At 49.2% G+C, this 12,757-nt stretch carries 9 protein-coding genes; 2 read left to right on the top strand and 7 right to left on the bottom strand.

Annotation, left to right across the window (positions count from 1 at the left end; all coding sequences use genetic code 11):
- Positions 1 to 471 precede the first annotated feature (471 nt).
- Positions 472 to 5,787, top strand: a complete 5,316-nt coding sequence (locus HZF10_RS02070) for a DUF8696 domain-containing protein (RefSeq protein WP_176004511.1) — start codon at positions 472 to 474, stop codon at positions 5,785 to 5,787.
- Between the two features lie 7 nt (positions 5,788 to 5,794).
- Positions 5,795 to 6,823 carry a PorP/SprF family type IX secretion system membrane protein gene (locus tag HZF10_RS02075; RefSeq protein WP_176004512.1) on the top strand — a complete coding sequence of 343 codons (1,029 nt, stop codon included), beginning with the start codon at positions 5,795 to 5,797 and terminating at the stop codon, positions 6,821 to 6,823.
- Positions 6,824 to 6,858: 35 nt separating this feature from the next.
- Here the strand turns inward: HZF10_RS02075 and HZF10_RS02080 are convergent, their stop codons facing one another.
- The 7 genes from HZF10_RS02080 to HZF10_RS02110 all read right to left on the bottom strand — a co-directional run bounded on the left by HZF10_RS02080 (position 6,859) and on the right by HZF10_RS02110 (position 12,374).
- Positions 6,859 to 7,143, bottom strand: a complete 285-nt coding sequence (locus HZF10_RS02080; protein ID WP_176004513.1) for a hypothetical protein — start codon at positions 7,141 to 7,143, stop codon at positions 6,859 to 6,861.
- A complete protein-coding gene (locus HZF10_RS02085; protein ID WP_176004514.1) occupies positions 7,140 to 7,517 on the bottom strand; it encodes a DUF4359 domain-containing protein in 378 nt (125 codons plus the stop codon). The genes HZF10_RS02080 and HZF10_RS02085 overlap by 4 nt, the downstream gene beginning before the upstream one ends.
- A 16-nt stretch (positions 7,518 to 7,533) precedes the next feature.
- Positions 7,534 to 7,869, bottom strand: coding sequence for a hypothetical protein (locus HZF10_RS18025; protein WP_246282437.1), 336 nt, complete (start codon positions 7,867 to 7,869; stop codon positions 7,534 to 7,536).
- 199 nt (positions 7,870 to 8,068) lie between these two features.
- Entirely contained in the window at positions 8,069 to 9,145 is a 1,077-nt protein-coding gene (locus HZF10_RS02095; RefSeq protein ID WP_176004515.1) for a type I restriction endonuclease, read from the bottom strand.
- Between the two features lie 66 nt (positions 9,146 to 9,211).
- Positions 9,212 to 10,009 (bottom strand): endonuclease/exonuclease/phosphatase family protein, encoded by a 798-nt coding sequence (locus HZF10_RS02100; protein WP_176004516.1) that lies wholly within the window; start codon positions 10,007 to 10,009, stop codon positions 9,212 to 9,214.
- The gene (locus HZF10_RS02105; protein WP_176004517.1) at positions 10,006 to 10,671 is read right to left on the bottom strand and encodes a response regulator transcription factor; all 666 of its coding nucleotides are present in this window, start codon (positions 10,669 to 10,671) and stop codon (positions 10,006 to 10,008) included. The genes HZF10_RS02100 and HZF10_RS02105 overlap by 4 nt, the downstream gene beginning before the upstream one ends.
- A 2-nt stretch (positions 10,672 to 10,673) precedes the next feature.
- Positions 10,674 to 12,374: a sensor histidine kinase gene (locus HZF10_RS02110; RefSeq protein ID WP_176004518.1), complete on the bottom strand. Its 1,701-nt coding sequence runs from the start codon at positions 12,372 to 12,374 to the stop codon at positions 10,674 to 10,676.
- Positions 12,375 to 12,757 lie beyond the last annotated feature (383 nt).

Here is a 12,757-nt window from a genome sequence, read left to right on the forward strand (position 1 = left end):
AATCCATGTACTACTCCACAACCTCAGGCTGGAAGTCTTATAGCAATAAGTCAGAGCCCAGCCGCTAGTTTCACTCCAAATCCGTTGCCAAGCAAGTGTATTAATTTGCCAATTACATTGAACAATACTTCAAATTTTGGCGGTGCAATTAACCCGAGTGATAGTACTTGTAGTCAGTCTCCCTTTTATTGGACTATTTCGCCTAATACACCAGGAATGTGGACAGCTAACGGTTTAGGTTCAAATAATAATAGTACCAATTACAATTTTTGGACTTCTGGTTCAATGAATCCGGTCATTACGTTTCTTCAAGCTGGAACTTATACCATAACTCTTACAGTACAAAATAGCTGTGGGTTAAGTTCTGCTTCTCAAAACATATGCATAGAAGCACCACTTCAACCTCAATTCACGTTGAATAATAACACAGGTTGCACCCCTCTTTCCGTCACGGCAACCAATACGACAAACATGGCTTCGGCTTGCGGAGCATCAACCAATACCTGGTCAGTGGCGTATGCTTCGGGCTTTTGCGGAAATGCCAATCCGAACTTTCCCAACCAGACCACTCCGAACGCGACCTATAATTTCACGGAACCCGGAACGTACACCATAACATTGACCACCACGAATTCCTGTGGCTCGACGACAACCTCACAGACGGTTACGATCAAAAAGCCGCCGACGGCCTCGATAAACGCGGTTTCCGATCTTTGCGGCCCGGGCACGATCAATCCGCAGGCGTCGGTAAATTCGTGTGCACCGGCCGGAAGCACGCTCACCTACAATTGGAGTTTTCCGGGAGGAACGCCGGCTTCGTCAACGTCGGCAAATCCGGGGGCGATTTCGTATTCTACAGCGGCAAGCCATACGATTTCGCTTACCGTTACGAATGAATGCGGAAGTTCTGCGGTAGCTACCGAAACCTTTGTGCTCAATCAGGCGCCATCGATTACGAACAGCAACCTCAACCAAACGATATGCTCCGGGACGGCAACTACCGCCACAACCTTGACATCGTCCATGGCGAACACCACGTATACCTGGACGGCGACGACAAGCAATGGCGTCACCGGATTCCAAACAAGCGGAAGCACGGCAACTATTGCGTCCCAAACCTTGATTTATACAGGTTCGGGAACAGGGGTGGTCACGTATTCGGTCACGCCTTCCGTTGCCGGTTGTGCCGGAACGCCTGTGACGTTCCAGATACAGGTCACGCCGGCACCTACCATAACGGCGCAACCTCAATCGCAGACGCTTTGCCAAAATGCAAGCGCGAATGCGTTGACGCTTTCCCTCAACTCGGGTTCTTCGTCACCAACCTATCAATGGTACTCGAATTCGACGAATTCGACTTCGGGAGGAACCGCAATCCCTACGGCAACGACTTCCTCGTATACGCCGCCTACGACGGCAATCGGGACGGTTTACTATTACGTAATCGCATCTTTGGGTTCGGCAGGATGCGCGAATTTGACCAGTCAGGTCGCAGCCATTACGGTAGAGCCGCTTCCGCAGGTCACGGTACAGCCGACGGCTTCGCAGCAGGTGTGTGTCGGCGGATCGGTTTCGGCCTTATCGGTTTCGGTTTCGGGAGGAACAGGAGCGCCGGCTTACCAATGGTTTTCGAATACGACCAATTCCTCTGCAGGCGGGAACCCGATTTCTGGGGCGACCTCATCATCGTATACGCCGCCCATTTTCAATACGGCCGGTAACTTTTACTATTACGTCGTAGCGTCGTTTACGGGAAGCGGATGTGGCGCTGCGACAAGTCAGGTAGCGCAAGTCCAGGCAATCCCTGATCCGACGCTGACAGCACAGCCGATCGCGGCCCAAACCCTTTGCCAAAATGCGACGCCCCAGACGCTCCAGGTTTCGGCTTCTGGAGGCTCTGGCGCCTTTTCTTACCAATGGTATGTCAACAACGTCAACAATACTACCGGAGGAAACCCGGTTTCAGGCGCTATTAATGCTACGTTTACCCCGCCGACGGCAACCGTCGGCACGCTGTATTACTATTGCGTGGTTTCCCAGCCGGTTTCGGGTTGTGGCGTGACAAGCTCGACTTCGGCGGTACTTGTCAATACTTCGCCTTCGGTGGTGAACCAACCGGTTTCGAGTCAGGTTTGTCTTGGCGGAACGGTTCCGGTTTTGTCTTTTACTACGGCAAACGGACAAGGGACGGCGACCTATCAATGGTTTTCCAATACCGCCAACAGCAACTCGGGCGGAAGTGCGATCACCGGAGCGACATCTGCTACTTACACGCCTCCGGCCAATACGCAAGGCATCGTATATTACTATTGCGAAATCACTTTTTCGGGCATAACGGGTTCTTGTGCGACGATTGCCACGCAGGTCGCTTCTGTAGAAGTTACGCCTGGAGCATCTGTTTCAGCACAGCCGATTCCCACACAAACACTATGTGTTGGCGGCACGGTTGCAACTCCGTTATCGGTAGCTTATACGGGCGGAACGGGAACCCCGACGTATCAATGGTATTCGAATACTGTGAATTCCACTTCCGGAGGACAACCGGTAGGGACGAATTCCTCGTCATTCACACCCTCGGTTTATACTGCCCCGGGAACGTATTATTATTACGTGTCGATCCAGCTCAGCGCCAGTGGTTGTGCACCTGTTACTAGTCAGGTCGCCCAAGTCGAGGTCGTGCCCGATCCGACGGTAACGACACAACCGATAGCTTCCCAAACGCTTTGTCCGAACGAGACGCCGACAACGCTTTCTGTTTCGGTAGCCGACGGAATCGGTACAAGTTACACATACCAGTGGTATGTTTCCGCCACACCGAACGGAACGGGGACGCCTTTGGCTTTGCAGACCAATCCCGACTTCGTCCCACCGACGACGACAGCGGGGACACTTTATTATTACTGCATTATCGGCCAACCGACGAGCGTGAGCTGTAATGTGCAAAGCGATGTTTCATCGGTGACGGTTTCCCCCGCACCTCAAATCACGGTTCAACCGATATCCCAGACGATTTGTAACGGGCAAACCCTTTCGGCTTTGGCCTTCACGACGGTAAACGGCGTCGGGACTCCGGCTTACCAATGGTTTTCGAATACTTCTTTATCGAATGTCGGCGGAAGCCCTATTTCTGGCGCCACATCGGCTACATATTTACCGAACAATGCGATCGTCGGCGAATTTTATTACTATGCCACGGTGACTTTTTCGGCTTTGACAGGTAACTGTTCAAGCGTAAGCACCGATGCCGTACAGATTTCGATCAACCAGGATCCCGTAATTTCAAATCAGGCACAGACGATTTGCAGCGGAGCTACTTTTACGATAACGCCCGCAAATTCAGGAAGCGATATCGTACCGGCCTCTACGACGTACACATGGACGAACCCTGTGGTTGCTCCGTCAGGAGCGGTTACCGGAAGTGCTGCACAACCGATTCCGCAAACAAATATCAGCCAACAGCTTGTGAACATTACTGTTTCTCCGGCAACAGTCACGTACACAGTTACGCCACAAGCGGGAAATTGTCCGGGTATGCCTTTTCAGGTCGTGGTTACGGTAAATCCGGCAATCAGTCCAAACGTAACCATTAACGATAACTTGTGTTTTGGTGCCGATAGCGCTTCTGTCACAACAAACGTCACGGGAGGAATTCCGTTTCCGGGTAGCCAGCCTTATACGTTTTCATGGACGGGTCCTAATGGATTCGCGTCGTCGGCCGCGAGTATTTCCAACCTTGAACCCGGACAATATTCGGTTACGATCAACGATGCCGGCGGTTGCCCTTTTTCGCAAACGTATACGATTTCCGAACCCGCCGAACTGGTATTCGCAGGTACGACCGAAACGGACGTGACGTGCAACAATTTGGCGAACGGGACGATTTCGGTCAATATAGGGGGCGGTACGCCTGGCTATACGTTCAATTGGACGAAAGACACCGCGCCGTTCTCGACCTCTCAAAACCTTACAGGTTTGGCACCCGGTGTTTACGAGGTTACGGTTTCAGACCAAAATAATTGCGGACCTATTGCAATGTCTTTTACGATTACCGAACCCCAACCGCTTGTCGCTTCAATCGTTTCCCAAACCAATGTGGAATGTTATGGAGCAAATACGGGCGCGCTTTCGGTTACGGCGTTGGGAGGAACACCAATCGAGACAAGTCCGGGCGTGTTCGGTTATCAATATGCGTGGACAGGCCCGAACGGTTTTTCAAGTTCCGACCCAAACATCGCCAACCTTTTTGCAGGTGATTATACGTTGACCGTTACGGACGCGAACAATTGCCAGACAAACCTTTCGGTAACGGTTACGCAATCGCCTGAGATAGTCATCGCATACACGGCTACCGAAATTACGTGTTACGGTGCAAACGACGCAAACCTGACGGTAAACCTTAGCGGAGGCGTCGCGCCCTATACGTTCACCTGGAGCAATATGGCCACGATCCTGAACCAGACGAATCTCGCAGCAGGTGATTACACGATAACCGTGACGGATGCTTTGGGTTGCGTGAAATCGCTGGCGATAAATATTCCTGAAGCGCCCGTTTTCGCGATCGACCCAATTGTGACGCAAATCAGCTGCCACGGGGAACAGGACGGAAGCATCCAATTGAACCTGGTGGGAGGAATAGCTCCGATTACATTGGTTTGGAGCGACGGAAGTCCGGCAGGCCTGACGCGAAATAATCTCGGACCCGGCACCTATTCGGTTACTATAACCGATTCGAAACCCTGCGTCATCCAGCGCACTTTCATAATCGTCGAGCCTCAAGCGCTTGTTCTTTCGGGCCAAGTAGAAAACGCCGATGACTGTAATTCCGCGAATGGCGGCGCCATCGATCTGTTGGTTTCGGGAGGAACGCCTCCGTATACATATTCCTGGTCCAACGGCAGCACTTCAGAGGATTTGGCCAACCTCACAAATGGAAATTACGCCGTAACCGTGACCGATTCAAGAGGCTGTATCTCAAATGGGCAATACACGGTTTTGCGTCCGGATCCGATAACGATAACCATTGCCACCGAAACGGATTTCAATTGTGAGACCCACGAGGTAAGCCAGGATTTTGTCGCCACGGTTTCAGGTGGCGTGCCGCCTTATCAGTTGCAGTGGTCGAGCGGGATCATTTCGGGTGCGAACAATGAAATCATGCATACCGACGTAAACGGGATCGTGAACATAACCGCGACCGATGCTTTGGGATGCTCCATGCAGTTTGCGCTTGACGTCCAGATTCCGGTTTTGGGTTATATCGATTTTGAGCCTGAATCTTTCGGTAATGAACATTACGGGATTTTCTCCGTGCACGATCCGATAACGTTCAACAGTACGGTTACGGGCGATTACGAAACGATAGTCTGGGATTTTGGCGACGGAACTTTCTCTAACGAAATAAGCCCGGTGCACACGTATGTGAATCCGGGTTCTTATGTGGTGGTCCAAACGGTGACATATCCGTTCGGATGCCAATATACCAAAGTCATCACGCTTATCGTGGAAGAAGGTTATTTCCTCACGATCCCGACGGCTTTTACCCCGAATAACGACAGCCTTAACGACAAGTATCGCCCGGTTTCCAAACGCCTTGAATCCATCCGCATGGATATTTACGATTCATGGGGTTCGATGATTTTTAGCGAAAGCGGAGATGTGCTGATAGGCTGGGATGGTTCGATAAAAGGAATCGGTGCCGAAAACGGGAACTACTATTGCAAGATCACCGCTAAAACCTTCTACGGAAAGCTCATAACAGAAACCAGAACATTTGTATTAATCAAGTAAGCCGACGATGTCAAACACCATAAAACTTTTTATTTTACTGCTTTTGATGCCGATGGCAATATGGGCTCAAGACCCGATTTTTACGCAGTTCTACAACATCCCGGAAGCGCTGAACCCGGCTTTTACCGCTTCTGCAAATACCTGGAATGCCGGGCTCGCCCATCGTCGCCAATGGCCGAACGAAAACCGTCGCATCGATACGGAGTACGCGTTTGTGAGCAATTTGGCGACGGACGAACTCGGTCTTGGCTTGACAGCCCAAAATCATAGTGAAGTATTCACGGGTTATAATTATTTCAAGATCAACGGGGCGGCGTCCTATCGCGTAGATGTGAGTTACGATTGGCACGTGAGGTTCGGACTGGAAGCCGGATATGGCCGCAAAGACTTCGGTTTCGGCGGATTGTTGCTAGAAGATCAGATCAACATCGGCACAGGCGAAATCGATGGGCCAAGTGTAGATCCGGGAGTGATGCGAAATAACAAGCTGAGTTTTTTCGACCTCAATGCCGGGATTTTGGCCGATAACGAAAGCTCTTGGGTAGGTGTTTCGCTTCGTCATTTGAACCGTCCCGATGTTTCGTTCACCGAAAACGGGAACGTGCCCCTGAACATGTTCCTGTCGGTGCACGGCGGATATTTCCTTGAACTCGGAGGTTTGCCTTCTTTTCTTTTTCCCGAAGGAAGCACCGTCATGCTTATGGGAAACTATATGAGACAGTCCGAATACAATCGACTTGATATCGGAAGCGTCCTGGATTACGGGCATTTTTCGATAGGAGTTTTTTCGGCGGTAAACCTAGAGCGCAAAACGGGCAACGGCCATTTTTTGACTTCGGTCAATCCGGTAATGACAGTGAATTTCGGAGAGTTCAGGTTCGGGTATTCTTTCGACATCAATACATCCGGTATCGGAAGGACCGGCGGCGTCCATGAACTGACGTTGGTTTGGCAATCGAGCCGTGAATGTTCAAAATGCGACAACTACAAAGTGCGGTTGAAGCGCAATGGGGAAGCAGGATACGTCAAAGGATAAAAAAGCTGTCCAGATTTACCGAACAGCTTTTTTTGTCAAGGATTTAAAGGCAGATCGCCGTTTTCGCGTTTGCGCCTGTACATTTCGTTGAGGCTGATTTTCGCGGTCGAGGGCAATTCGTTTTTCGGATTTTCTTCTTTAGGGGCGGTCTGTATTTCCGACAGCAACTTGACCAAAAGCTCGTTCGTTCTTTCCTGAACCGAAATCCTCCTGTTGATTTTCCAATACCAACAATTGAATTCCCTCAGTAAGAGGAATATGACCAGTACTACGAATAAGTACAGGAGTCCGAAGGCGAGAAGTTCTGTCAATCCGTTCATGGTCGGCTTTCATTTTGAAGATCTTTCAAGTTTTTAGACAGCCAGACGTTCCCGAAAGCTCCGAAGCCGATGTTCTTTTCTTGTCCTTCCCAAGTCACTTTGGTCAAAGAAAACAGTACGTAGTTTTCTGAAGTGACTGCGCCGTCGACAAGTCGATCGATCAGTGCGGATGCTAAAAGATTTCCGAACCCTTGGCCGGCTTTAGACCATTCGTTGTCTGCGGTTTGGGCATTAGAATCGGCCATCTGTTGATCAAGGTAAGCTTTTAGTGTAGTCCTCACTGTTTCTTTGTGTACTTGCAAGTCAGGATTCGTGATGGCTGCAATCAATAAAAGTAACACGCTGCCCGCTAAAAAAATGTGTTTTGTTTTCATGTATTTGGTTTGTTGGTTATCGGCACTTTTTATAGGCACATTGGGTCAGTCCTATAGCCTCGGCTTCTTTCACGCTTGAGGTCTTAATTTCGTGCGAACACCTTTTAAGACCACCGCAATTCCGGTTGAAATGATATTTTTTAGCCCCGGCGCTTTTGCAGACATACACAGACTGTCCCGCCATAGCCAAACCTCCATCGGGTTTTATATCCGAAGTAGGCAGCATTACAGCATCAGCCGACGTATGGCTTGGTACGATAGATAAGGGTTCGGTCTCAGTATCACGGCAAGCCAAGGCACAAAAAGCCCACAGCAAAACCAACCCGACGCGCAGGGTAAATTTTGTTCTCATAATGGTTTTGGTATTTAGAAAGGCGTGGAAGGACAGGCTAAGGAAATAGCCATGGCGTGAAGGTGACGCTAAAATGTTTTTGGACGACCAATTAACAGAACAGCGCCGTAAAATGGATAAAAAAGTATTGGAATTTCGATGAACGTTTTGGTTTTTTCCGTGAATTGTAAGTCGTTGTAAGTGAAGGATGACATTTAGGTTATGCCGTTTCCTTGTCCTTTTCGTATGCGGCCAACGCGTCCGACAGGATGTCCGAATGTTTGAAAATATCATCCACGGTCGCGATCTCGTGCTTGATCTCCTTGCGTTGCTCGTCCAAAACCGCAAGGTATTTCTTGCTGCCGTTGAGGTAGAGTCGGCATAACGTCTTGCGATTGTTGTCGTCGAGCAGGATGGCGAAATACGATTGGGCATCGCGGTGCACGATACGCGAGGCATTCACCTTTTGGCGCAAAATGGTTTTCACGATAAGGAAACCTTCAAGCTCTTCCTCGGTAGTGATCACAGAGTCGGCCGGTTTTGCAGATTCAGTAATTACTTCAAGCTCACGGCTGGTTTCGTCCTCTTTGTTCAGGGCCGATTTGAGCCTGTCGGTAATCATATCCGAAATGTACTGGTGCAATGATTTCTTCGTAAGGTTCAGGAACTGCTCGAGCACTTTTGCCGTAATCGGCCCGGGATATACCTGTCGAGCGAAATGCTTTACGAAATCTGCACTTGGTTCGTTGAATTCAGAATCGATAAGCTTCTTTAGCTCATAGGTGTATTTCAATTCGCTTGCCGTGGTCACGATATTGTCGAAATCGTAGTATGCCTTGTGGAACTTTTTGAGCTCTTCGATCTGGTTGTCGCGTATATCGGTGATGTTGAACGCAAAGAACGGTTTCTCGTCCATTTTGTTCGTCTCGACGAGATCGGTATAAAAACGATATTCGATGCCGTTGGTCAGGATAGAGAATTTGGCTTTCGTCGTATGAAAATACCTGAAGAGCTGGGAGGCGTTGTGTACGCTAAGCGGCGCGCCGTGGTGCTTACATTCGATAAGGATGATGGGCTCGCCGTCCTTGAGTATGGCATAGTCGATTTTTTCACCTTGTTTGATGCCGACATCGGCCACCAATTCCGGCGTGACTTCTGCGGGATTGAAGACATCGTACCCAAGTTCCCTGATAAAAGGCATGATGAAAGCGTTTTTGGTCGCTTCCTCGGTCTGGACCTGCGCCTTGAGTTTATTTACCCGTTCGCCGAGCAGCTTGATTTGGTCTTTGAAATCCATTGGTTCGATTTTTTACCAAACCTAAAACCATTCAACCCCATTTCCTTACGGTTTTCCGTAACCCCATTAATTAATCTCAAAACGCATCCAGATCGGCAAGTGGTCCGACACCTTGCGCGCTTCATGAAGCGTGGGGAATGGTAGGTAAAAAGGAAGGGCGCCTTTATCAAGTATTTTCAGGCGCGAATGTTTGAAGAAAAAATTATCGAATTCGGAAGCGGTGCAAGTCGTGCCGCATTTGTTTTTCAATGTAGTCTTGGTACCTGAAAGCGCAGGAGCGTATCCGTTTTTCCGTAACGGATTGAATACGCTGTGCGATTGCGGACAATTGAAGTCTCCAGTAAAGACCAGGTTCAGGCCGTTGTATTTATCGGGGAAAAACTTGAAGTATTTGATTTCCGTTTCGGGTTGCAGCCTTTTCGTGATCGCATGGAAATTGACGAGCGTAAAGGTCTTTCCCAGATAGGTGAAAGTTCCCAAGTAAGGTTCGCGCTCGATTTCCGATGCGAAATGCCGGTCGAGCCATGCGTCGCCCTTTTTGGAGATGAACGATGTTTTCCAAAGGAATGCATACCGTTCGCTCTTTTGCCTGCTTCCCGATGTAGGCGCACTCAAACAATAATCCCATTTGGCGCCCGTACGGTTCAATGCCTGTACCAAACGAGCCACGGCTTTGGCGCCTTCCGGACCAGTCACTATTTCCTGGAGCGCGACCAGATTGTAATCCTTAAGCACTTTGGCCATGAATGCGATGGATGCCTCCGATTTGGATTTGCCCATGTCGCACAGATTCCATGAGCACAATCTCACCTGGCTGCAAACCAAGCAGGGTAAAAGCAGAAAGAAGAATAGGAATTTCGTCATACCAACCCAAGGTCTTTTGCAATGGCGATCAGCTGTACGTTGTTGTTTGCCTTGAGCATGATTTTAAGCCGGTTGATGCGTTTTTCGATGCTGCTCACGCTGTTGGGCGACCAGTTTTTTTTCTGGAAGGCCTCGGCAATGTCCGCCTGGCTGGTTCCTTGCGCCAAAAGATGCAGCAATTTACGATCATAATCTTCTATTTCGTCGAGCGATTTATCTGTGAGCACTTGAGAAAGTTCGGGCGAGATATAGTGGTTGCCCGAATGCACGGCGGCAATGGCCTTTTTGAGTTCCGGGATGTTGTGGCGGCCTTTGAGTACATATCCGTCGATTTCAAGTTCGCGGAACAAGTGTTGTATAGGATGAGGTTTGTTTTCTACCGAGAAGACGAGCACATTGAGCGAAGGTTGTATGTGCCTGGCTGCCGCGATCAATTCTTGGCCCGAACCCAATTTGACGACTTTGTGGTCACGCTCGAAAGAAAGGTCGGTAATGAGCAGGTCGTACGGTTTTTCGTTCTGGTGCGCTTCCTTGATCTTCAACAACGCTTCGTCGCAATAGCCCACACCGTGGATGTCTTGTATATCCATGTCTTTGAGAACCTGTTTCAGGGCGAGGTTCATGCCGTCGTAATCTTCTGCAACCAATACTTTTTTAAACATGTTCAAATGCTGATTTCGATTTCTGCCCGGAAGCCTTTTCCGGGTTCGGAATCAAAAGTAGCCGTTCCGCCCAAGCCGGAAATACGGTTTTCCATAATGCGCAGGCCGTTTTTCCTTTTTTGTGTGTCGTCGGTCGTGCCCTTGCCGTTATCCGAATACGTGATGCGTACCTTTTTTCCCGATTGCCCGAAAGCGAAAAAGGAGTGCGAACAATCGCTGTGTTTGCGCATATTGGTAAGCAATTCCTGTATGACACGCGAAAGCTCTATACGCTTGAACCGTTCGATTTTCTGCCAATTGACAGATTGTATGCCTTGCGCGAGAACCGCACGTTCGTCAGAATTGTATTCCTGGAGCAAGGCGCGCAGATAATTCCCGAAATCTTCCTGATGCGGTATTTCACCATGGTCATGCGAGATGCTGCGCGTGCCCGAATAAATGGTGTCAAGCCGATTGAGCAGCGTTTCTTTGTTTTCCTTATCGGATAAATCATTGGTTTCGGCAAATACGATGGTCCGATGCACGTCGTTGGCCAGGTCGTCGTGCAGGCGGCCGGAAATGCGGACTTCGGTGTCGTACGAGGCTTTGCGCTTAATCCGTTTCGAGCGGCGCACGAAATAAGCGACAAGCCATAAAATCGCAATGGTCAAAACAAGCAAAAGCAACGTCCATACGAATCGCTCGTCTTGTTTTTCGAGTTGATGCCGGGCTTCATCCTGTATGCGTTTCTCGCGCTCTTTCCAAAAATTATATTTGATCAGCGCAAACGAGTTCTTGGCTTTACCGCTGGCCGATTTCAGACTGTCGTCTAACCTGACGAAATCGATCGCATATTTTTTTGAAGCCGGAGCATCGGCATTTTTTACAAGGAATCGCAGCACTTCGAGCCTGTCGTAAGCAGATTTGTTTTCCTTCGCGATTTTTTCGGCCAACATCGCTTTTGCGAGACTTGAATCCCGGTTTGAGCTCAATTCGACTTCGGCCAAATTCAGATAGCTCGTAATAAGCCCGTTCGTATCGTTGTTTCGTTTCCTGAGTTCCAACGCCAAAGCCATAGGATCTCCGTCGACTTTGCGATGGGCCTTGAATGCCGAAAACCCGTAGTTGTCGAGAATCTTGGCTTTGATCGGAAGCGTATCTGAAAGGTTGTATTTCGTTTTGGCTGCCGACAGGATTTCGAACGCCTTATCGAAGTTTCCTTGCAAGATATTCGCATGGGCAAAGTTGTTATCGAAAGTGGCTTTTTCAAAATCGGTGGAAGCGTATCGTTTTCCCAGGCGATAGTATATTTCGGCGTTTTTAAGATCTTCCGACATGGCGAAACTGCGCTCCAAATGAGTATATACGCTAGGAAGATAGGCGGTATCCCGCTTAGTATTCAGATAATGTAATGCCTCTACTGCCGTAGTTTGCAATTCGTCATAATCGTTGTATTCATAGAGAATTTCACACGTTTTGAGTAAGACATAGGCCGTATTAGCACTGTCTTTCGCCCTGATGTAAAGTTCCTTTGCTTTGTTATAATAAGTGAACGCGCTGTCCAGTTGATGGATATCATGAAAAGCCACGGCTTTCGTCCTGGCCTCGTAGCCAAGTCTTTGGAGTTCCTTCGGATTTTCGGCTTCAGTGGTTTCCGATTTCGTGCATCGGCAGAAAACCAATATCACCAACAAAAAAAACGGGGAATGAAAAAATCGTTTCATTCCCCGAAAATACTAAAAATCAATTATCACGGATAGGGCGGTGGTGGTGGAGGGATTGTTCCGCCGCCTCCGCTGGTGCCTCCGGATCCTCCCGGATTGCCCTCAAGTTGCACATTACCTCCTTTTGGTGCAGCCTCGTCATCAGCACTGCACGCTCCGAATAGCAAACCGGCGATTGCCAGCATGCCAAAAATCACTTTTTTCATGATTAGTTTCTTAAAAAGTTTGACATAGGCCGGCCGGGGAGCGGGATGGTGTATGCTCCTAAAAGTGGCCGGGCCGATTTTTCGGGAAGTGCAGTGCGCCTGTACGGATCGTTCGGTTTATACTTCCCGGAATAATCCTCGCGGTCCGTAAGGCGTCACTGTTTTGCGGATTCGTTT

Source organism: Flavobacterium agri (assembly GCF_013401995.1).
GTDB lineage: Bacteria > Bacteroidota > Bacteroidia > Flavobacteriales > Flavobacteriaceae > Flavobacterium > Flavobacterium agri.